The sequence below is a fragment of the Kosakonia sp. 1610 genome (genome assembly GCF_050435845.1).
Classification (GTDB): domain Bacteria; phylum Pseudomonadota; class Gammaproteobacteria; order Enterobacterales; family Enterobacteriaceae; genus Kosakonia; species Kosakonia cowanii.
Genome location: NZ_JBNDKZ010000004.1, coordinates 1 through 21,974 on the forward strand (window position 1 = coordinate 1; position 21,974 = coordinate 21,974).

Genomic DNA, 21,974 nt, shown 5'->3' on the forward strand with positions numbered 1-21,974 from the left:
CGCAGAACTCACAAGATTCTGTGGCGCTATAACGACCCGCAGCCGGAAACCATCCGCTTTGACTGGCAGGGACTGCAACTGGCGGGTGAACAGAGAGACCGCGAGCCGGACCACTACGTTCAGTATGTCTACACCGAAGGAAGCTACGAGCCGCTGGCGCGCGTCGACAGCGTCTTCGACGACTGCGAGATTTACTGGTACCACACCGAACTGAACGGCCTGCCGGAACGGGTAACGGACGCTGACGGCCAGACCGTCTGGCGCGGGCAGTTCAGCACCTGGGGCAAAACGGAGCTCGAACTCAGCGTACCGCAGTGGCAGGTGCCGCAGAACCTGCGCTTCCAGGGGCAATATCTCGACCGCGAGAGCGGGCTGCACTACAACCTGTTCCGCTACTACGACCCGGTCGCTGGTCGTTACACCCAGATGGACCCGATTGGCTTAGCGGGATGGCTGAATACCTACAGCTATGTGGGTGATCCGCTTACGGGGATAGATCCTTTTGGACTTGCGCCATGTCCAGTTAGAGAAGTCAATGGAGCTAAAATATATGGCAAAGGGCAAGTCGATAAAACGCCTGGCCATGATCAATTCTCAGAAGTTATTGCAAATAAACTTGCTATGAGTGGTAAGTTTAACGAGATTTATTTGAACAGGTCTTATAGCTTTGCGCATGGACCTGGTATTTCCGGAAGAAGACCTGACATTATGGTCGTTGATATAAACGGAAAAACACACTTGATAGAACTTGCATCAAAAACAGATATGGGCAAAAAGTTGCCGACATTAACTACTCGGAACCAGGCGGCAATGAGTAACCTCCCGCCTTCACAACAGGGCGAAATAATTCTGTTTGAACACCATTATGATGCTTACCATATTAAGTCTGTATTAGATGATTTGATTGAAAGTATATAGGAGTTAGCATGGCTTTCGGTTTCGCTATTTATGGTACACAAGAGATTACACCTTCCAGTGCGCTTAATGAAGGTATTCGTTTTTTTGAAACTATAAAATCTGATATAAATGCACAAGGTTACTATGCGTTTCGAAGAGATCGAAGCCAAGAGGATATTGATTTTGTAGAGAAAAGTCTGGATGAGCTCAAATATGCGCTAGATAAAGGTGAAGCTAAAGATTTCCGGATTTATCATGAAGGTCTTAAGGGTACCCCCTGGGAAGCGGCTTTCGGATATTCAACAAAAACATTCGGAGGCTTTTTCCATATAAATCTTCAATACAATGGTGATGGTCTTGAAGATTTATTTTTATTTTTAGAAAGGTTTTTTGAAAATAATGCTGCGTCTTATGCAATAGGCTATAAATGTGCCGATGTATATGATGCCTATAATTATGCAATTGGAGAGAACATGGTCAAGCTTTTTTCATGGGAAAATGCAATGGCCTTTAATAAAGAAGTTGATGGTCGATTTCAGGGACAGGCAAGGTTTAATTCAACAAAATTACGGTTAGTCTACCCCGTCAATGTCATTAATTCCTCTCATTTAGATATTATGATTGGCGAATCAACATTGTGCGAAGCCATACAAAAAAATGAATGGGGTATACTAAAAAAAATTAACAGTGTAAATGAGAGATGGTTTTGGATTGTTCAGGACAATCAATTGGAAAGTATAAATAATGAGCTCGGGATGCATGGGGCTTTAATTTCTTGGAAAAAATTTAGTCCCAGAAGAGGTAGCAACAGGTTGCCGTAAGATTCATAATATATATTAAAATACATGAGTTATTCTTATCTTTAAGGCGGGAGAGCCCGCCATTTTCATTAATAAATAACCATAATAAATACTGCTGCAAATTTTTAATTAGTGAATCAATAACTTTTTTTCTAATTAAATGATAATGAGCATATGAAGTGCCAGAACCTTGGCAGGCACAACCTGTTGCTGCGCCCCGGCGGGCTGAAGCTCGATTACGACGGGTTCGGGCGGCTAGTTCAGCGGCGGGATTAATCCGGTGTTATTCAGCATTTCACGTATGACGATGAACAGCGGGTAAAGGAAATCCGCTTTGAGGGGAACAGCGAGTTCCGCAAAGTGGAATACCGGTACGACCCGATAGGGCTAGCGGGCGGGATTAATACCTATAGCTATGTGGGTGATCCGCTGGTGTGGGTGGACCCGTTGGGGTTATCAACTAATTCATGCGTGGGAACTCTTGCGAGAGGAGATATCAACTCTAATATTGTAGGAGGAGTAAAACCGGGCTACGCAGGTCATCATTTAATTGGTGTTGCAGAAGCGAAAAAGTACCCCGTTATGCATAAGGCAGCTTCTTTAGGATACAATGTTAATAGAGGAAGAAATGGTATTTCTCTACCTACAACCGTTGAAGAATCTCTGGCATCGGGTTTACCTTTACATTCTGGCCGACATCTCAAAGAAGCAACCATGTTTACGAATAAAGAACTGAGAATTCTGCAGAGTAAATATGAAATGAAAGCTATTAAAGATAGCGAACTGCTCGATGAAATTGGTAAGGTTGAAGATAAGATTCGTGAAGCCTTACTTGGCCGCAGTTTAAGTTGCAAAATGCCGATCCACATTTTTAAGAAAGATAGAATATGTATTACCGTATAAAAGAAATATATGATGATAACTTGTATACTGATGCAACAGTTACAAACATGAACGATGTTATGCCTTTCAATGTAACACTCCCAGAAAAACTGGGGACTAACTTTCCTGTACTACAACTGGAGCTTGATTCTGATTTAAGGCCAAACGATTTTTTTAAAAGCGGACCTTTTGTAATAGTTCCCTCGAAAATGAAGAAAATACTTGAAAGCGTACGCGCTGATTACGAATATTTTGATGTAATTATTACGTCCGACACAGCAACATATTCGAAAGGCGACTTCTTTTTTGCTCACTTACTATGCGGCATAGATTTTCTTAATAAAGAAGAGTCTGTGTATACCCCTTATGAATCTAACGATGCATTTATCGAAAGAATAGAAAAAGTAGTAATTGATGAGCAAAAAATGGATGGTGCGCCAGCCGCCATGCTAAAAAATTGTTTCGAAGACGTTACTGTTTATCAAAGTAAACTCGTTGATAAAATGATTCAAGAGTCCATATCGGGCGTGGAATATGAAAAATTAAATCATTAGTATAGATAAATTATCAATCACGTCTTTAATAACCGCCGGGAAATAAGCTTGGTTTCCTGGCCGTTATTATGGAACCCTGAGTTTAAATTTCTCTTATGTTCCACAAACCCCTCTTACAGGAGGGAATCATAAGGATTTGTTTAGTAATATAAAGTGGGATTTATTAAATTATTTATTAGAGTACACTTATATCCCCTTTTTTAATAAGTCACTTTTTTATGAATCTTATTTCTATTTATGAGCAAGGTCATATGCACTGTGGCTAGGCCGGTCCGTGGCCCCAGGACGAGCTAATACTTCACTAACCCTCCTTGCGGAATGCGCCGCGAACTGGTGTTCAAGCGCTGCTACAGGCGTGTCAGCATCCCTGAGCAGTGATGATTTATCCGAAAACTCAAAAAAAATCGTACAAGATGCATTAAATTATTCATTACTGTTTGAAATCTTTGATGGGAGAGCTGACAGGAATAGCCAAAAAGTAATCAGAAAAATAAAATTAAACCCTATGCTCTCACCGCGGTGGTCATTGCCTGTATCAAGGCGAGGTGACATAAGCCTTAACAAAGAATTATTGGCTGTGGTTTTTACTAATGATGCATCGGCAGACTTTGATCTTTATTTAAAGAAATAAGTAACAAGTGGAACTCATTGATAAAGCTATCAATTAATAAAAACATTCAAAGAGAGCTCTTTAATGATTGATTATTTGGTTTTTATAAAAGAAGTATTAATACTGACAAAATAGCAATTGAGCTTCCTTAATATGATTTTTTTGTATCTGCTTACAACTCAAGTGAACGAGTAAGAAAGTATATGAGACCATTAGTTCCAAGGAAAAAACTTGGCTTATACCCCCAGAATATCAATATCCACCTATTGAACATCCTCAAGAAAACCCTAAAGTTTGCCCTACCGATAGAAGTGAGTCATCTCAAGTCAGTTTATTACTACTTGAGATGGGGGAATTAGAAGGAAAAAGAATATGTATTGATACAACCGGGTTCATGAGGTACGTTTTAATATCTTTAGTAGCTAGTCTGTATTATAGGAAATTAAAAAAGTTTACTGCTTTATATTCAGAGCCACTTTTTTATCAAAAGCAAGGTGACACCTTATTTAGCACTGCATCAAGTGGGACTCCAAGAAATTTGCAAGGCATCTATGGTAGTAATGATAATGGAGATGATCATTTAATAATTAATGTAGGTTATGATTACAAGTTAATCGGTGAGGTAGTCGATAACAAAGAAGGCGCGGCTATATTTCCTATATTTTAATTCCCTTCATTAAGTGCAGATATGTATCAGCGAAGTGCGCTTCGATCTTCTAAAGCAGGTAGTGTAACACCATCTTCAGGCTGGACAAATATTAGATATTTTCCCCAACGTATGACCCATTTGCTAATGCTGCTGTAATTTCTAAGATCATTAAAGTTATTGATTCTAAGTGTGACAATGCAAATATATACCTAACCCCGCTTTCGACTAAAATACAAGCATTAGGCGCAGCTTTATTCTGGGTGCTTGAAGGAAAAGCTAGAGGTGGATTGAGCATTCTTCTTCCAGAATGCTTAACCTACTCAAGAGAGACTAGTTCTGGCTTGAAGCGCTTGTGGTCTTATGAAGTGGAATATATTTAATTGCATGTATTCATTTGTTTTTTTGATCATCAATCGTATTTATTACGATCAGCACATTTTTATATTTCATCAATCCTCACGATAATTCGCATTAGCGTTATATATATCTAAAGGCGCCTGACACTGACTACATGTATGCTTTTAAGGAGCATGTAGTCAGCAATCATATATTTTCCCCAATTCAATTTTGCGTGTATTTAAATACCCTTCTTTATGACTACCAAGAAAAGATGCTTATGCTAAATCAACATCAATTATCTCCGGCATACAAAATAAACGTTAAATCTTCCGCACAAACGCTTGGCCTCGCCAATCCCCACGCGCTGAATGCCAATCGAAATACGATATATACCGCTCATCGCGACGGTGCTTAGCATTAATAGGTAAGTCCGGCATCCGCACCATTCTGTTTTATATATCCTCTAGTATGTGGTTCGGGTTACCCTGAAAGCAGAACCTCCACTTTTCGCTCAATTTGGACTTTCGTATTCTAGGATGCCCACTTAGTTCGGTGAGTTCAAAGCCCCTCATATTTTATGGCGGATGAAATCCTAAAAACGATCATGCAAAAATCACAATTCGTTTAAATAATATATGAATCAATGACATTTCAGATTCGGTAGTACAAAAGCGGCTTTTAGCTTCCTTATTTTATAGTTGATATGGCTGACATATTTATATCTTAAAATCGAGGTAATCTGCCCAAACCTGCAACCATTTCTTACACTCTGCATCATACTTGTAGAGGTTATAAATTCCTTCCACACCGCCTTTTGTATGCCCCAGAATAGCCTCAGCCACTTCGTTAGGACATTGCAGCCGTGACAACCCTGTACGCACGGTCCGCCGTAAATCATGCGGCGTCCAGCTTGGTATATCTAACATTTGTCCGGCCCCACGCAATCGCCATGCATTTTCCGTCAGATACTTTTGCTGGAGGTCGGCTTGTTCGTGTAGACGGAAAAAAATATGTATCTGAATTGAGGCGGAGAACTTTTAGAAAATCTATGGCTTGCGTCAATAGCTGAATGTAACGTTCAACGCCTTTTTTAGGCTCGTGCAGGTGTATCGTACCTTTCTCCAGATCAACATCCTTCCACGCCATGTTACAGACTTCACCGGTACGGCAACCTGTCCACAAGGTCAGACGAAGCACGTTTTTGATTGCGGGTGAAAAAGCAAAGCCCGGAAGCCACTGGAGAAACTTTTTTAGCTCAGCTTCACTCAGCACACGCGTCCCGCGGTTACTGGTTAGCTTGATTCGAGTCTGACGCAGGCTGGATTTTGCCAGCAGCGCGGGATTAGCAAAGCTGGCATCAAAACGCCCCAAACCAATAGCAAACTCGTAGGTCAATGAGAGCTCCCGTAGAACGTTACCGGCTTGCACTTTTACTCCTCTGGCAACAATGCCATTAATAAGCGTAATCACGTCATTGCGTGTAATTTCAGCGGCATTATGACCACCCAGCTTATCTACCGCATCGGCATACAATGTTCTGCGCACTTTATCCTGGCCTTTCTTCTTCCGGGCCCACGGAATGATTTTGCCATCCTTAGTTTTACGGTCCTCAATGCGCTCAGTCAGTTAGAGCTCAACTAATCCCTGTACTTTCATGGCCTGTTCAGACTCTATTGCGCGAAGCTGCTTTTCCTGCTTGAGTTCTGATGCAGGGCACCAACCTTCCTGACGGAGGAGCTTTAATTCGTTGAGTTTAAGACGTGCAGCGTCGAAAGAAGTCTGCGGAAAGTTGCCAATTTCGACCTAAGTAAGTTTGCCAGTCACAGGACTCGTGTAACGGTAGAAAAAAGACTTAACTCCGGTTGTACCACAGGAGGGATGTAAGCCACGATTTTCGCCGTTATCAGCTCTACCTGATCATCTGGCTTTATCATTCCTGTCGCTTTCAATAACCGCTTCGCGCACGCTTGTTTTCCTGCCCCACAGAGTCCGTTATCATGCTCGCTACGCCTTCATGAACCGCGATGCAATTTCATGAGTTCCGGTGAGGAAAGTGATAAGCGATGAGAACAACAAACATCACTGACTCATTATTTTTCAAGAAGATGGACATCACTAACTGATGAGTACGACAGACAACCTCGACGCGCACACCCCCATGATGCAGCAGTACCTGAAGCTGAAAGCGCAGCATCCGGACATTCTGCTTTTCTATCGTATGGGCGACTTCTATGAGCTCTTTTATGACGATGCGAAACGCGCGTCGCAGCTGATGGATATCTCCCTGACCAAACGCGGAGCCTCTGCCGGGGAGCCGATCCCGATGGCGGGCGTACCGCATCATGCGGTGGAAAACTACCTGGCAAAACTGGTGAGCCTCGGCGAATCGGTGGCGATTTGCGAACAGATTGGCGATCCGGCCACCGGCAAAGGGCCTGTGGAGCGCAAGGTCGTACGCATCGTCACGCCGGGCACCATCAGCGATGAAGCACTGCTGCAGGAGCGCCAGGATAACCTGCTCGCCGCCATCTGGCAGGATAGCAAAGGGTTTGGTTATGCAACGCTGGATATTAGCTCCGGGCGTTTTCGCCTCAGCGAACCCGCCGACCGCGAAACCATGGCTGCTGAACTGCAACGTACTAATCCTGCTGAACTGCTCTATGCGGAAGATTTTGCGGAAACCGCGCTGATTGAAGGCCGCCGCGGGTTACGCCGCCGCCCGCTGTGGGAGTTCGAAATCGACACCGCCCGCCAGCAGCTCAATATGCAGTTTGGCACCCGTGATTTGATTGGCTTCGGCGTTGAGAACGCCGCGCGCGGCCTGTGCGCCGCCGGTTGCCTGTTGCAATATGTCAAAGATACGCAACGCACCGCCCTACCCCATATCCGTTCTATTACTATGGAGCGTCAGCAGGACACCATTATTATGGATGCCGCGACGCGCCGTAATCTGGAGATCACCCAGAACCTTGCTGGCGGAATTGAAAGCACGCTGGCCTCGGTGCTCGACCGCACCGTCACGCCGATGGGCAGCCGCATGCTGAAACGCTGGCTGCACATGCCGGTGCGCGATACGAAAGTGCTTACCGAGCGTCAACAAACCATCAGCGCATTACAGGATCGCGCCGCCGAGCTGCAACCGGTGTTGCGCCAGGTGGGCGATCTGGAGCGTATTCTGGCACGTCTGGCGCTGCGTACCGCCCGCCCGCGCGACCTGGCGCGTATGCGCTACGCCTTTCAGCAACTGCCGGAGCTGCGCACGCAGCTGGCTGACGTCGACTGCGCGCCGGTGCAGGCGCTGCGTGAGAAAATGGGCGAGTTCAGCGAACTGCGCGAACTGCTTGAGCGCGCCATTATTGAAGCCCCACCGGTGCTGGTGCGCGATGGTGGCGTCATTGCTCCCGGCTACCATGCCGAACTGGATGAGTGGCGCAGCCTCGCCGATGGCGCGACGGATTATCTTGACCGGCTGGAGATCCGCGAGCGCGAGCGCCTGGGACTCGACACCCTGAAAGTGGGCTATAACGCGGTTCACGGTTACTTTATCCAGATCAGTCGTGGACAGAGCCATCTGGCGCCGATCCACTATGTGCGCCGCCAGACGCTGAAAAACGCCGAGCGCTACATCATTCCTGAACTGAAAGAGTATGAAGACAAAGTCCTCACCTCGAAGGGCAAAGCGCTGGCGCTGGAAAAACAGCTCTATGAAGAGCTGTTCGATCTGCTGATGCCGCACCTCGGCGATCTGCAACAGAGCGCCGCCGCGCTGGCGGAGCTGGATGTGCTGATCAACCTCGCCGAGCGTGCCGACACCCTGAACTACTGCTGCCCGACCTTCAGTGACAAACCGGGCATCCGCATCAGCGAAGGACGTCACCCGGTGGTGGAGCAGGTGCTGAAAGAGCCGTTTATCGCCAACCCGCTGAACCTGTCGCCGCAGCGCCGGATGCTGATTATCACCGGCCCAAATATGGGCGGTAAAAGTACCTATATGCGCCAGACTGCACTGATTACCCTGCTGGCCTATATCGGCAGCTATGTCCCGGCGCAGAAGGTCGAGATTGGCCCGATTGACCGCATCTTTACCCGCGTCGGCGCGGCGGACGATCTGGCAAGCGGGCGGTCGACCTTTATGGTTGAGATGACCGAAACCGCCAACATCCTGCATAACGCCACCGAGAACAGCCTGGTGCTGATGGATGAGATTGGCCGCGGGACGTCGACCTATGACGGCCTGTCGCTGGCGTGGGCCTGTGCGGAGAATCTGGCGAATAAGATCAAAGCGCTGACGCTGTTTGCCACCCACTACTTTGAGCTGACGCAGCTGCCAGAGAAGATGGAGGGCGTGGCGAATGTGCATCTCGACGCGATTGAGCATGGCGATACCATCGCCTTTATGCACAGCGTGCAGGATGGCGCGGCGAGCAAGAGCTACGGCCTTGCGGTCGCGGCGCTGGCGGGCGTGCCGAAAGAGGTGATCAAGCGCGCGCGCGGCAAACTGCGGGAGCTGGAGAGCCTTTCGCCGAGTGCAGCGGGCACACAGATTGACGGCACGCAGATGTCGCTGCTTGCTCCGGCGGAAGAGACCAACCCGGCGGTTGAAGCGCTGGAGAATCTCGACCCGGACAGCCTGACACCGCGTCAGGCGCTGGAGTGGATCTACCGCTTAAAAAACCTCGTCTAAAAAACGCTGCCGGATGGCGCTAATGTCATCCGGCAACCTCCTCCTGCGCCACCCACTGGCGCAAAAAATCGACCAGCGCGCGCACTTTGGCAGAGAGATGCTGCGTATCGGCATAGACCGCGTAAACGCCCTGCGGCGCAAACCGCCACTCCGGCAACAGATGCACCAGCCGCCCTTCAGCCAGCGCATTTTGCACCAGCCACGCCGGCAGCAGCGCCACACCACAGCCAGCAAGGGCAAACGACATCAGCGCCTGCGCGCTGTCAGCGAAGATACGCGCAGGCTGCTTTATCTCCAGCGTTTCCCCGTTCCCTGCCGTGTCATTGACCTGCCAGCGTAGCGGGGAAGCGAGCCGCTCATGAATAATCCACGGCGCGTGCGCCAGGGCGTGCAGCGTCGTTATCGGGTGCTGGCTGAGCCACTGCGGCGCGGCAACAGGAAGAATATCGAAGCGTGAAATCAGCGCCGCGTGATAGCGGGAGTCGGCCAGCGTGCCGAGGCGTATAGCAACATCGAAACGCTCGCTAATCAGATCCGCGTGATGGGACGAAGAGACATGGCGAATGCGCAGCGCCGGGTGACGCTCGCTGAAAGCCGCCAGCGCCGGGATCACCACCTGCGCGCCATACTCCGGCGTGGTGGTAATGCGCAACTCGCCGCTCAGGCCAATATGGTTTGCCTGCACCTCATCCTGTAAGTTTTCGGCGTCCCGTAACAGCGCCACGCCGCGCTGGTAAAAGAGGCTCCCCGCCTCAGTGAGCGTTAAGCGGCGGGTGGAGCGTAGCAGCAGCGCCACGCCCAGCGAATCCTCCAGCTGGCGGATATTAAAACTGATCACCGCCTTGGTCTGCCCGAGCGTGGCGGCCGCGGCGGTAAAGCTGCCGGTGTCGACGACGGCGATAAACATGGCGACGCGTTGCAAATTGAGCATCGCTTCTCTCGTGATTGTCAAAACAGGTTTGACAGTATATCGCCACCCGCGCCGTTTATCCCCTTTCTGCCAGCGGCTACAGTAGCGCTCCGCACAGAAGGAGGAAAAATGAGGTATCGCAACAAAGTCGCGGTGGTCTATCTGCTGGGCTTTTTTCTCGACTTGATCAATATGTTTATCGCCAGCGTCGCGTTCCCGGCGATGGCAGAGAGCCTGCAGGCGTCGGTCTCCGCGCTGGCGTGGGTCAGCAATGGCTATATCGCCGGGTTGACGGTGGCGATCCTCTTCAGCGCCCTGCTGACGCGCTTTATCGGCGCACGGCGGCTCTTTATGCTGTCGCTGTTACTCTTCAGCGCGGCGGGGCTGGCAGCGGGTTTTGCCGACTCACTGGGCAGCCTGATTGCCTGGCGCGTAGTGCAGGGGTTAGGCGGCGGGTTGCTGATCCCGGTCGGGCAAGCCCTTGCCTGGCAGCAGTTCAAGCCTCATGAGCGGGCAAAGATCTCCTCTGCGGTGATGCTGGTGGCCTTGCTCGCCCCAGCCTGTTCACCGGCGGTCGGTGGGCTGCTGGTGGAACTGCTCGGCTGGCGCTGGATCTTCTTCGTCACGCTACCGCTGGCACTGCTGACGCTGCTGCTGGCCGGGTGCTGGCTGAAAGAGGAGGCAAAGCCCGCCGTGTCGCGTCGGCTGCTCGATCTCTCTTTGCTGAAGAATTCACTGCTGCGCTTCGCCATGCTTATTTACCTCTGTGTGCCGGGGATGTTTATTGGCGTCAGCGTGGTGGGGATGTTCTATTTGCAGCGCATGATGGGGCTCACGCCTGCGGTGACCGGCGCGTTAATGGTGCCGTGGTCCCTCGCCTCCGCACTGGCGATCTCCGTGACCGGCCGCTATTTCAATCGCCTCGGCCCGCGCCCGCTGGTGATGATCGGCGCTCTGCTACAGGCAGTGGGCGTTGTGATGCTGCTGCTGGTTACCCCGTCGACACCGCTGGCGATGCTTATCATCAGCTTCGCGCTGATGGGCGCGGGCGGAAGCCAGTGCAGCAGCACCGCACAGAGCTGCGCTTTTCTCACCATCAGCAATCAGGCGATGCCGGATGCCAGCGCGCTGTGGAATCTTAACCGCCAGCTGAGCTTTTTTATCGGCGCCACGCTGCTGGCGTTTGTTCTCGGCCTGCTGCAACAGGTTATGCCGCCCCTTGCCGCCTATCGCGGGACATTTATCCTCGCTGGCATAATTACGCTTTTCCCGCTTTTGGGCGCGCTGCGCCTTGATAACCAATACACCCTGCAACAGCTAAAACAGGAGCAATCATGAATATTTATATGACGGAGATTATTGATGCCCACATCGCCATTGAAGCGTGGCTGGGCCGTGGCGAAGGCGACTGCGCGGCGCTGATGGCGCGCTTTAGTGACGCGTTCACCATGATTACCCCAGGCGGAGCAACGCTTGATAAGCCTGCGCTGGTCAATTTTTTCCAGGCACAGCGCGCGGCGCGCACGGGGCTTAGCATTCGTGTGGATGATGTCGAATTGCTGGCAGAGTGGGAAAGTGGCGCGGTGCTGCGCTACCGTGAAACGCAGCAATTGCCGGAACAGCTTGCACATCAGCGCTGGTCAACGGTGGTGTTTGAGAAAGATGCCGGGAAGCTTATGTGGCGGCATCTGCATGAAACGGCGCTTGCCGGGTAGCAGAAAAGAAAAAAGGCCAGTCTTTACGACCGGCCTTTTTGACGAGAAAGGGTGTTTATTCGCGGAACAGCGCTTCGATATTCAGCCCTTGCGTTTGCAGGATTTCGCGCAAACGACGCAGACCTTCAACCTGAATCTGGCGAACACGTTCACGAGTGAGACCAATTTCACGGCCTACATCTTCGAGTGTCGCAGCCTCATAACCCAGCAGACCGAAACGACGTGCCAGCACTTCACGCTGTTTGGCGTTCAGTTCGAACAGCCATTTGACGATGCTCTGTTTCATATCATCGTCTTGCGTGGTGTCTTCCGGGCCGTTGTCTTTTTCATCGGCCAGGATGTCCAGCAGCGCTTTTTCAGAATCACCGCCCAGCGGCGTATCAACTGAAGTAATGCGCTCGTTGAGACGCAGCATACGGCTGACATCATCAACAGGTTTATCTAACTGTTCAGCAATCTCTTCTGCGCTCGGTTCGTGGTCCAGTTTATGGGACAACTCACGCGCGGTACGCAGATAGACGTTCAGCTCTTTGACGATGTGAATCGGCAGACGAATGGTGCGGGTTTGGTTCATGATAGCCCGCTCGATGGTCTGACGAATCCACCAGGTCGCGTAAGTTGAGAAACGGAACCCACGTTCAGGGTCAAATTTTTCAACGGCGCGGATCAGCCCCAGGTTGCCCTCTTCAATCAGATCCAGCAGAGCCAGACCACGATTGCTGTATCGACGGGCAATCTTCACCACCAGACGCAGGTTACTCTCGATCATGCGACGGCGGGAGGCAACATCACCTCGTAATGCACGGCGTGCAAAATAAACTTCTTCTTCGGCCGTCAAGAGCGGGGAGTACCCGATTTCCCCAAGATAAAGCTGAGTCGCGTCTAAAACACGCTGTGTTGCACCCTGCGATAACAGCTCTTCTTCAGCCAGGTCATTATCACTGGGTTCCTCTTCTACCAAGACTTTTTCGTCAAAAGCCTCTGTTCCGTTCTCATCAAATTCCGCGTCTTCATTTAAATCATGAACTTTCAGCGTATTCTGACTCATAAAGTGGCTCCTACCCGTGATCCCTGGGCAAAACACCTGACGCATTCTCATTTACCTCCGCTGCAGCGGCATCTGCGCTCACTGCAACGGAATAAGTGAGAATGACCTCACCTGCTTTGCACCGATTTATCGCTGCGGCAAATAACGCAGCGGGTTTACGGATTTCCCCTTGTAACGAATTTCAAAATGCAAGCGTGTAGAGCTGGTTCCGGTGCTACCCATAGTCGCTATTTTTTGCCCCGCCTTCACTTCTTGTTGTTCCCGGACCAGCATTGTGTCGTTATGGGCGTAGGCGCTCAGGTAATCATCGTTGTGTTTTATGATGATAAGATTACCGTAACCGCGCAGTGCGTTACCGGCATATACTACGCGTCCATCTGCGGTCGCGATGATAGCCTGTCCTTTACTGCCTGCGATATCGACACCCTTGTTACCACCCTCGGTGGCAGAGAAGTTATCGATAACGTTGCCTTCAGTTGGCCAGCGCCAGGTTGAAATCGGCGAGCTGGTAGTTGTACTGCTGACAGTCGGTTCGGTTGTTGTACTAACGGAAGGTGCCGTAACAGGCGCTGTGACAGGTGTCGCAGGCTTGTTGTTCGGCAACATTTTATTAGCACTTTGTTCACCTGAAGTCTCAGAATACGTAATTGTCGGTTTCGAAGCAACCACCGCGGTTGAATTTTGCGCAGTTTTTGAGACTATTCCTTGTTCCGATGCATCAGCCTGCGTTATTGCATTTCCGCCTGTGATAGGTGTACCAGATGCATTTCCTACCTGCAACGTCTGCCCGACGTTCAAACCGTACGGCGCTGCTACGTTGTTGCGCTGTGCAAGGTCACGGAAATCGTTGCCGGTGATCCAGGCAATATAGAAGAGGGTATCGCCCCGTTTTACGGTATAGGTGCTGCCGCCAGTGTAGCTCCCTTTCGGGATATTGCCGTATTTGCGGTTATAGACAATGTGACCATCTACCGTCTGTACCGGCTGCGCCTGGACAGGTTGAGACTGCATTGGCTGCACCGGCTGTACGGGTTGAACAGGCTGTACCGGTTGGACTTGCTGCATTTGCGGCTGCTGTGCGTTAGTGCTCATGGCAGGCGGCGGCGTAATGAGCATGCCTGAGTTGTCGCTTCCGCTGGCGCTTCCGCCTACGGAACTGACCGGTGCCGGAGTATTGTTGGAATTTGAACACCCTGCCAGCCAAAGCGAAACCAGTGACAATGCCGCGACACGGCGTACGGTGAATTTCGGGCTTCCCGCGCTCATTTTTCCCCCAATATTATGTAAATTACCAATGACTTAAAGATAACCGCGAAGCTCGACGGCAAATTTGCCCACAATACGCTGTTATGGCCCGAAATACCCAGGATAAATCTGTAACTCAGGCTAACTCACCGCGTACCAGCGGAACAAAGCGCACGGCTTCAACGGTATCGATAATAAATTCGCTTCCCCGCCGACGAACCCGCTTCAACTGCTGGAGTTCGTCGCCCACGGGCAAAACGAGAATGCCGCCGTCATCCAGCTGCGACATCAGCGCGGCGGGAATTTCAGGCGGAGCGGCTGTCACAATAATAGCGTCAAATGGCGCGCGTGCTTGCCATCCTTGCCAGCCATCACCGTGACGCGTGGAGACATTGTGCAGATCGAGCTGTTTGAGGCGGCGGCGCGCCTGCCATTGCAGCCCTTTAATCCGCTCAACGGAGCAGACATGGTGCACCAGATGCGCGAGGATCGCCGTCTGGTAACCGGAACCGGTGCCAATCTCCAGCACGCGCGAATCGGGCGTCAGCTCAAGCAGCTCGGTCATGCGCGCGACCATATAGGGTTGGGAGATGGTTTGCCCCTGACCAATCGGCAGGGCGACGTTTTCCCACGCTTTGTGTTCAAACGCCTCATCGATAAATTTCTCGCGCGGCACCCGCGACAGCGCCTCAAGCACCTGTTCATCTTTGATGCCCTGCGCGCGTAGCTGATTGAGAAGATCCTGGATGCGTTTGCTTACCATTGCGTATTCACCCCAGCGCGATCCAACCAACCTGATACCACCTCTTGTGCACTGTAGGCGGTCAAATCTACGTGCAGCGGCGTAACGGAAACATAACCCTCATCAACGGCGGCGAAGTCGGTATCGGGACCGGCATCGCACTTCTCCCCCGGCGGGCCAATCCAGTAGAGGGTGTTGCCGCGCGGATCCTGCTGCGGGATCACCTGGTCAGCAGGATGGCGGCTGCCGCAGCGCGTCACGCGAATGCCCTTGATCTCACTCAGCGGCAGATCCGGGACGTTGATATTCAAAATGCGCCCGGTGCGCAGCGGCTCGCGGCTCAGCCCACGCAGGATGGCGCAGGTGACCGCAGCGGCGGTTTCATAGTGGGTGTGACCATTAAGAGAGACGGCGAGCGCCGGAAAGCCGAGATGACGGCCCTCCATCGCGGCAGCAACGGTGCCGGAGTAAATAACATCATCGCCGAGGTTCGGCCCGGCGTTGATGCCTGAAACCACCACATCCGGGCGCGGGCGCATTAATGCGTTCACGCCGAGAAAGACGCAGTCCGTCGGCGTGCCCATCTGCACGGCGATGTCGCCGTTATCGAAGGTAAAAGTACGAAGCGAAGATTCGAGCGTCAGCGAATTAGACGCACCGCTGCGGTTACGATCGGGAGCCACGACCTGAACGTCGGCAAACTCCCTAAGAGCACGGGCCAGCGTCTGGATACCCGGCGCGTGGATCCCGTCATCGTTACTCAGCAATATTCGCATAATCACCCGATGTGTTGATAAGTTCCCTGACCACACTGGTGGCAAAACTCCCCGCCGGTAGCCAGAAACGTACCTCGACGGTGGCGTCATCCCACCAGTTCCAGCTGAGCGCCTGCGGATAGAGCAACATCGCACGGCGCGCAGCGTCCACTTTTTCTCTCACCAGCAGCGTCTGTAACTCTGGCGCATCAGCAACTGCCTGCTGCTCAAACTCCAGCGCCGCGTCCTGTGTTCCCCACTCGCCGCGGCCCGGCAGCGGCGCGGTAATCATCAGTGCTTTCGCATCGACACGCGCCTGTAACTCGTCGCGCTCCTCAGTGGTCGCCACGAACCAGCTGCCGCGACCCGCTAATTGTAGCGCATCGCCGACAACAACCTGATTGAAGTCCGGTTTCTTCAGCCGCTCGCTGACCACCTGATTAAACAACGCGCTGCGCGCGGCGGACAACCAAAAACTGCGTTTGTTACGATCGCGAACCGGCGCGTCGCTTTGCGCCCAGCGCAGCGCGCCCTGCAGGTTGCTGCCGCCAATGCCAAAACGCTGTGCGCCAAAATAGTTGGGCACGCCCTGTTCAACGATGGCCTTTAAGCGTGATTCAACCTCTGCGCGGTCACTCACTTCCCGCAGCACCAGCGTAAAGGCGTTTCCTTTCAGCGCGCCGAGACGCAGTTTGCGTTTATGGCGGGCATACTCCAGCACTTTGCAGCCTTCGAGCGTGAACTGGCTGAGATCCGGCATACCATTACCCGGTACGCGGGCACAAAGCCACTGTTCCGTTACGGCATGCTTATCTTTTTGACCGGCGAAGCTCACTTCACGCACATGAATTTTAAGGAATTTCGCTAAAGCGTCAGCAACAAAACGCGTATTGCAGCCATTTTTCAGAATTCGTACCAGAATATGCTCACCTTCGCCGTCTGGCTCGAAGCCCAGATCCTCTACCACGACGAAATCCTCCGGGCTGGCCTTCAGGATGCCGTTGCCGCCAGGCTTGCCGTGCAGGAAGGTGAGATTATCAAATTCCGTCATTTCGCCGCCTTCACTAACAGCGCCACCGCTTCACAGGCAATACCTTCGCCGCGCCCGGTGAAACCGAGCTTCTCGGTCGTGGTGGCTTTGACGTTAACGTCATCCATATGGCAACCGAGATCTTCGGCGATAAAGACGCGCATCTGCGGAATATGCGGCAACATTTTCGGTGCCTGCGCAATGATGGTCACATCCACGTTGCCAAGCGTATAGCCTTTGGCCTGAATGCGTCGCCAGGCTTCGCGCAGCAGCTCGCGGCTGTCTGCGCCTTTAAAAGCCGCGTCGGTATCCGGGAAGAGCTTACCAATATCCCCCAGCGCCGCAGCGCCGAGCAGCGCATCGGTTAACGCATGCAGGGCGACATCGCCGTCGGAGTGCGCCAGCAGCCCCTTTTCGTAGGGAATGCGCACGCCGCCAATAATAATCGGGCCAGCGCCGCCAAAGGCGTGTACGTCAAAACCGTGTCCAATGCGCATTATGCTTTCTCCTGAAGGTCTGCATGGGTCAGATAAAATTCTGCGAGTCGTAAATCTTCGGGTCGGGTCACTTTAATATTATCCGCACGCCCGGCGACCAGCTCGGGATGATAGCCGCAATACTCCAGCGCCGAGGCTTCATCGGTGATGGTAGCGCCTTCATCTAACGCGCGGGTTAAGCAGTCGTGGAGTAACGCATGCGGGAAAAACTGCGGCGTCAGGGCGTGCCAGAGATCATTGCGCTCGACGGTGTGAGCAATCGCGGTTTGGCCCGGCTCGGCGCGTTTCATGGTGTCACGCACCGGCGCGGCGAGGATCCCCCCAACCCGGCTGGTCTCACGCAGGGCTAGCAGCCGGTTGAGATCGTCCTGGTGCAGGCAGGGGCGCGCGGCGTCATGCACCAGCACCCACTGCGCACCGGCAGCGGCCTTCAGGCCTGCCAGCACCGAGTCAGCACGTTCTGCGCCGCCGTTTACCACCGTAATCTGCGGATGATTGGCCAGAGGAAGCTGCGCGAAGCGTTCATCGCCCGCGCTGACGGCAATAATCACCCGGCTGACGCACGGGTGGGCGAGCAGCGCGGCGACCGCGTGCTCAAGGATGGTTTTATCGCCGATGGAGAGATACTGCTTTGGACATTCCGTTTGCATGCGGCGGCCGAATCCGGCGGCCGGCACCACGGCACAGACGTCCGGAATGAGTGTTGCCATTCGTTAACCCGGGACTGTTTATGGTCTAGTTTGCGTATTCTGCGTGTTTTGTGTGTTCTGCGCTGAGCCCGCCGCGCGCTTTGACGCGTCCGGCACCAGACGATAGAAGGTTTCGCCCGGTTTTGTCATGGTCAGCTCATTACGAGCACGCTCCTCGATCGCTTCCTGGCCGCCATTGAGATCGTCAATTTCGGCAAACAGCTGATCGTTGCGCGCTTTTAGTTTTGCGTTTGTCGCCTGCTGAGCCGCCACATCTTCGCTGACGCGGCCGTAGTCATGCAGACCATTTTTGCCGAACCACAGCGAGTATTGCAGCCAGACCAGCAAAGCCAGCAAAAGCAGCGTTAATTTACCCATCCTGCCCCCTGAAAAACGGCATCATCATCCCATAACTTTTCGTCAGACTCCACTTCGGGGCCGGGTGATACCGCGCAAGCGCCAGACTTTATCATAAATGTTGAGCAATCCGAACCCGGACACATTGCCTTAACAGGCGTTACACCTTGAAGTATGGCGCGCCTTAGCCCACCAGCCAGAGGAAAAGGAGGCCAAACATCGCCGCCACGCTGAGCAGCGTCGCCACACAGCTGTAACGCAGTCTACCGTCGAGCAGCGAATGCAGGGCAATTCCCACCACCACCGAGACCGGCATCAGGGCGAGAAAAAAGGGCCAGGTATAGAGAAGAAAAAAGAGCGTGTTGGAGCCGTATAAAAGAAAAGGGATTGCCAGCGCCAGCAGCCATGCGACAAAACCCACGATGGCACCCGGAAGCGACCATGTGGGTTCGTCGGCGGTCGGGGGGAGAGACGATGACCGCGGGAGGGTAATGTTATGACTGTTACGCATATCTGATCCTGTTGCCTGCACGACCGGTAAACGCGATACACACCTGTTCAGACGGCGCGAAAAGCAAACTCGCTAAAGCCTGAAGAGTGGGTGTATCGCCAGTACCGTCTCAGGATCTGATAATATCTTCCTGCCGCAGCAGGTCTAATAATTGGCTGACCAAATTTGTTACCAATTGTTCGCCATCAAGGTGCACTTCCGCCGCCTCTGGCGCTTCGTACACCGAATCAATGCCGGTGAAATTACGCAGCTCACCGGCGCGGGCTTTCTTGTATAACCCTTTCGGATCGCGCGCTTCGCAAATCGCCAGCGGTGTATCGACAAACACCTCGATAAAGCGCCCCTCGCCGAGGCGTTCACGCACCATCTGCCGCTCGGCGCGATGGGGCGAGATAAAGGCGGTCAACACCACCAGCCCCGATTCAACCATCAGCTTCGCCACTTCGCCGACCCGGCGAATGTTCTCTTTACGATCCGCGTCGCTAAAGCCTAAATCGCTGCACAGCCCGTGGCGCACGTTATCGCCATCAAGCAGATAGGTGCTGACGCCCGCGCGGTGTAGCGCCTCTTCCAGCGCCCCCGCCACGGTCGATTTACCGGAGCCGGAAAGCCCGGTAAACCAGAGCACAACCCCACGGTGACCGTGGAGCTGTTCGCGCTGCTGCGGCGTTACCGGATGGGCATGCCAGACGACGTTTTCGTCATGCTGCGCCATTATTTGCCTCCCAGCAGATCGCGCGCGCCCCAGTGCGGGAAGTGTTTACGCACCAGCTGGTTCAGCTCCAGCTCAAAGGCGCTGAACTCCGACGGCACAACCTGCGCATCGGTGTGCACTTCACGCACCATGCCTGCGCCAACGGTGACGTTGCTCAGGCGATCGATAAAGATCATCCCGCCGGTCACCGGGTTCTGCTGATAAGGATCGAGGGTCAGCGGCTCATCAAAGGTGACGTCAACCAGCCCAATACCGTTCAGCGGCAGGCTTTCCACTTCGCGCTGGTTCAGGTTGTTGATATCCACCTGGTACTGCACGGCGTCGATGCGCGCGCGGGTTTTCTTGCCTGCTACTTTGACCTCAAAACTCTGGCCCGCCTGCAACGGCTGCTCTGCCATCCACACCACATCCAGCGAGGCGCGCTGCACCGACGGCAGTGTTTCCTGCGCATCGAGGATCAGATCGCCGCGGCTGATATCAATCTCATCTTTCAGCACGAGGGTAATCGCTTCGCCCGCGCCCGCGTCCTGCAGATCGCCATCAAAGGTCACGATACGTGCGATGGTTGACTCCACGCCCGACGGCAACACTTTGATGCGCTGCCCGACCCTGACCACGCCGGAGGCCAACGTGCCGGAGAAGCCGCGGAAATCGAGGTTCGGGCGGTTAACATACTGCACCGGGAAGCGCATCGGCTGGCTCTCTACCACACGCTTGATTTCGACGGTTTCGAGCATCTCCAGCAGCGTCGGGCCGCTGTACCACGCCATTTTGTCGCTCTGGCTGGCAACGTTGTCGCCCTCCAGCGCCGAGAGCGGGACAAAGCGGATATCGAGATCGCCCGGCAACTGTTCGGCAAAAGTGAGGTAATCCTGGCGAATAGAATCGAAGGTCGCTTCGCTAAACTCCACCAGATCCATCTTGTTCACCGCCACCACCAGGTGTTTGATGCCAAGCAGCGTGGAGATAAAGCTGTGGCGGCGGGTCTGATCCAGCACGCCCTTGCGCGCATCGATCAGCAGGATCGCCAGATCGCAGGTAGAGGCACCGGTCGCCATATTGCGGGTGTACTGCTCATGCCCCGGCGTGTCGGCAATAATAAATTTGCGCTTCTCGGTGGAGAAGTAACGATACGCCACGTCAATGGTAATACCCTGCTCGCGCTCGGCCTGCAGGCCATCCACCAGCAGCGCAAGATCGAGTTTCTCGCCCTGGGTGCCGTGGCGTTTGCTGTCATTGTGCAGCGTTGAGAGCTGATCTTCGTAGATCTGGCGAGTGTCGTGCAGCAGGCGGCCAATCAGCGTGCTCTTGCCATCATCGACGCTGCCGCAGGTAAGAAAACGCAGCAGGCTTTTGTGTTGCTGGGCATGCAGGTACGCTTCGACGCCGCCTTCATCCGCAATTTGTTGTGCAATAGTGGTGTTCATGGCGTCTCCTTAGAAATAACCCTGGCGTTTTTTCAGCTCCATCGAGCCGGCCTGATCGCGGTCGATCACGCGCCCCTGACGCTCGCTGGTGGTTGAGATCAGCATCTCTTCGATGATCTCCGGCAGCGTCTGCGCGTGGGACTCCACCGCGCCGGTCAGCGGCCAGCAGCCGAGGGTACGGAAACGCACCATGCGTTTTTCAATCACTTCGCCCGGCTGCAGATCGATACGGTCATCATCGATCATCATCAGCATGCCGTCGCGCTCCAGTACCGGTCGCTCGGCGGCCAGATAGAGCGGCACGATCTCAATATTTTCCAGGAAGATGTACTGCCAGATATCCAGCTCGGTCCAGTTGGAGAGCGGGAAAACGCGGATGCTTTCGCCTTTGTTGATCTGGCCGTTGTAGTTATGCCACAGCTCCGGACGCTGGTTTTTCGGGTCCCAGCGGTGAAAACGGTCGCGGAAGGAGTAGATACGCTCTTTGGCGCGCGACTTCTCTTCGTCACGGCGCGCGCCGCCAAATGCGGCGTCAAAACCATACTTGTTCAGCGCCTGCTTGAGCCCTTCGGTCTTCATAATGTCAGTGTGTTTCGCACTGCCGTGCACGAACGGGTTGATACCCATCGCCACCCCTTCCGGGTTTTTATGCACCAGCAGCTCACAGCCGTAGGCTTTGGCGGTACGGTCACGGAATTCATACATCTCGCGGAATTTCCAGCCGGTATCGACATGCAGCAGCGGAAACGGCAGCGTGCCCGGATAGAAGGCTTTACGCGCCAGGTGCAGCATCACGCTGGAGTCTTTGCCGATGGAGTACATCATCACCGGATTGGCAAACTCGGCGGCCACTTCGCGAATGATATGGATGCTTTCCGCCTCCAGTTGTCGCAGGTGAGTGAGTCGTTTTTCGTCCAT

21 protein-coding genes and 2 pseudogenes are annotated in these 21,974 nt (G+C 53.0%); 9 read left to right on the forward strand and 14 right to left on the reverse strand.

Annotation, left to right across the window (positions count from 1 at the left end):
- The 6 genes and pseudogenes from ABIC80_RS13110 to ABIC80_RS13135 form a co-directional block, all read left to right on the forward strand.
- Positions 1-918: RHS repeat domain-containing protein (locus tag ABIC80_RS13110; protein ID WP_429177423.1), on the forward strand; the 918-nt coding region annotated here is incomplete at its 5' end.
- Between the two features lie 8 nt (positions 919-926).
- Positions 927-1,718: a hypothetical protein gene (locus tag ABIC80_RS13115; RefSeq protein WP_429177425.1), complete on the forward strand. Its 792-nt coding sequence runs from the start codon at positions 927-929 to the stop codon at positions 1,716-1,718.
- Between the two features lie 177 nt (positions 1,719-1,895).
- Positions 1,896-2,600: pseudogene (locus ABIC80_RS13120) on the forward strand (AHH domain-containing protein); the annotation flags it as partial.
- On the forward strand, positions 2,585-3,133 hold the full coding sequence (locus ABIC80_RS13125) for an imm11 family protein (protein ID WP_429177427.1): 549 nt from the start codon (positions 2,585-2,587) through the stop codon (positions 3,131-3,133). The pseudogene ABIC80_RS13120 and the gene ABIC80_RS13125, both read left to right, overlap by 16 nt.
- 355 nt (positions 3,134-3,488) lie before the next feature.
- Positions 3,489-3,764: a hypothetical protein gene (locus ABIC80_RS13130; protein WP_429177429.1), complete on the forward strand. Its 276-nt coding sequence runs from the start codon at positions 3,489-3,491 to the stop codon at positions 3,762-3,764.
- Between the two features lie 325 nt (positions 3,765-4,089).
- Positions 4,090-4,410, forward strand: coding sequence for a hypothetical protein (locus ABIC80_RS13135; protein WP_429177431.1), 321 nt, complete (start codon positions 4,090-4,092; stop codon positions 4,408-4,410).
- A 1,037-nt stretch (positions 4,411-5,447) separates the two neighbouring features.
- Here the strand turns inward: ABIC80_RS13135 and ABIC80_RS13140 are convergent.
- Positions 5,448-6,665: pseudogene (locus ABIC80_RS13140) on the reverse strand (tyrosine-type recombinase/integrase).
- 188 nt (positions 6,666-6,853) lie between these two features.
- On the opposite strand from ABIC80_RS13140, the gene mutS reads away from it, so the two are divergent.
- Positions 6,854-9,415 (forward strand): DNA mismatch repair protein MutS, encoded by a 2,562-nt coding sequence (gene mutS / locus ABIC80_RS13145; RefSeq protein WP_429177432.1) that lies wholly within the window; start codon positions 6,854-6,856, stop codon positions 9,413-9,415.
- A 25-nt stretch (positions 9,416-9,440) separates the two neighbouring features.
- On the opposite strand, the gene ABIC80_RS13150 is transcribed toward mutS, so the two are convergent.
- Positions 9,441-10,346, reverse strand: coding sequence for a LysR family transcriptional regulator (locus ABIC80_RS13150; RefSeq protein ID WP_305207596.1), 906 nt, complete (start codon positions 10,344-10,346; stop codon positions 9,441-9,443).
- A 108-nt stretch (positions 10,347-10,454) separates the two neighbouring features.
- Between ABIC80_RS13150 and ABIC80_RS13155 the strand changes: the two genes are divergently transcribed.
- Together ABIC80_RS13155 and ABIC80_RS13160 are read left to right on the forward strand one after the other, a co-directional pair.
- Positions 10,455-11,663: an MFS transporter gene (locus tag ABIC80_RS13155; RefSeq protein WP_429177434.1), complete on the forward strand. Its 1,209-nt coding sequence runs from the start codon at positions 10,455-10,457 to the stop codon at positions 11,661-11,663.
- Positions 11,660-12,040 carry a DUF4440 domain-containing protein gene (locus ABIC80_RS13160; protein WP_429177436.1) on the forward strand — a complete coding sequence of 127 codons (381 nt, stop codon included), beginning with the start codon at positions 11,660-11,662 and terminating at the stop codon, positions 12,038-12,040. The genes ABIC80_RS13155 and ABIC80_RS13160 overlap by 4 nt, the downstream gene beginning before the upstream one ends.
- Positions 12,041-12,095: 55 nt before the next feature.
- On the opposite strand, the gene rpoS is transcribed toward ABIC80_RS13160, so the two are convergent.
- The 12 genes from rpoS to cysD all read right to left on the reverse strand — a co-directional run bounded on the left by rpoS (position 12,096) and on the right by cysD (position 21,974).
- On the reverse strand, positions 12,096-13,088 hold the full coding sequence (gene rpoS, locus ABIC80_RS13165; RefSeq protein ID WP_023481104.1) for an RNA polymerase sigma factor RpoS: 993 nt from the start codon (positions 13,086-13,088) through the stop codon (positions 12,096-12,098).
- A gap of 126 nt (positions 13,089-13,214) precedes the next feature.
- Positions 13,215-14,303, reverse strand: a complete 1,089-nt coding sequence (gene nlpD, locus ABIC80_RS13170) for a murein hydrolase activator NlpD (RefSeq protein ID WP_232045220.1) — start codon at positions 14,301-14,303, stop codon at positions 13,215-13,217.
- A 166-nt stretch (positions 14,304-14,469) separates the two neighbouring features.
- Positions 14,470-15,096 carry a protein-L-isoaspartate(D-aspartate) O-methyltransferase gene (locus ABIC80_RS13175; RefSeq protein ID WP_023481101.1) on the reverse strand — a complete coding sequence of 209 codons (627 nt, stop codon included), beginning with the start codon at positions 15,094-15,096 and terminating at the stop codon, positions 14,470-14,472.
- Entirely contained in the window at positions 15,090-15,851 is a 762-nt protein-coding gene (gene surE, locus ABIC80_RS13180; RefSeq protein WP_023481097.1) for a 5'/3'-nucleotidase SurE, read from the reverse strand. Before surE ends, ABIC80_RS13175 begins: the two co-directional genes overlap by 7 nt.
- The gene (gene truD, locus ABIC80_RS13185) at positions 15,832-16,881 is read right to left on the reverse strand and encodes a tRNA pseudouridine(13) synthase TruD (protein WP_263754031.1); all 1,050 of its coding nucleotides are present in this window, start codon (positions 16,879-16,881) and stop codon (positions 15,832-15,834) included. The genes surE and truD overlap by 20 nt, the downstream gene beginning before the upstream one ends.
- Positions 16,878-17,357, reverse strand: a complete 480-nt coding sequence (gene ispF / locus ABIC80_RS13190) for a 2-C-methyl-D-erythritol 2,4-cyclodiphosphate synthase (protein ID WP_429177438.1) — start codon at positions 17,355-17,357, stop codon at positions 16,878-16,880. The genes truD and ispF overlap by 4 nt, the downstream gene beginning before the upstream one ends.
- Complete coding sequence (gene ispD, locus ABIC80_RS13195) at positions 17,357-18,067, reverse strand: 2-C-methyl-D-erythritol 4-phosphate cytidylyltransferase (RefSeq protein WP_128482198.1); 711 nt, start codon at positions 18,065-18,067, stop codon at positions 17,357-17,359. Before ispD ends, ispF begins: the two co-directional genes overlap by 1 nt.
- An 18-nt stretch (positions 18,068-18,085) precedes the next feature.
- Positions 18,086-18,424: a cell division protein FtsB gene (gene ftsB, locus ABIC80_RS13200; protein ID WP_023481120.1), complete on the reverse strand. Its 339-nt coding sequence runs from the start codon at positions 18,422-18,424 to the stop codon at positions 18,086-18,088.
- A 163-nt stretch (positions 18,425-18,587) separates the two neighbouring features.
- On the reverse strand, positions 18,588-18,914 hold the full coding sequence (locus ABIC80_RS13205) for a DUF3561 family protein (protein ID WP_023481103.1): 327 nt from the start codon (positions 18,912-18,914) through the stop codon (positions 18,588-18,590).
- A 109-nt stretch (positions 18,915-19,023) separates the two neighbouring features.
- Entirely contained in the window at positions 19,024-19,629 is a 606-nt protein-coding gene (cysC, locus tag ABIC80_RS13210; protein ID WP_042713713.1) for an adenylyl-sulfate kinase, read from the reverse strand.
- Positions 19,629-21,056, reverse strand: a complete 1,428-nt coding sequence (cysN, locus tag ABIC80_RS13215) for a sulfate adenylyltransferase subunit CysN (protein ID WP_429177440.1) — start codon at positions 21,054-21,056, stop codon at positions 19,629-19,631. The genes cysC and cysN overlap by 1 nt, the downstream gene beginning before the upstream one ends.
- A 9-nt stretch (positions 21,057-21,065) precedes the next feature.
- Positions 21,066-21,974: a sulfate adenylyltransferase subunit CysD gene (gene cysD, locus ABIC80_RS13220; protein WP_023481127.1), complete on the reverse strand. Its 909-nt coding sequence runs from the start codon at positions 21,972-21,974 to the stop codon at positions 21,066-21,068.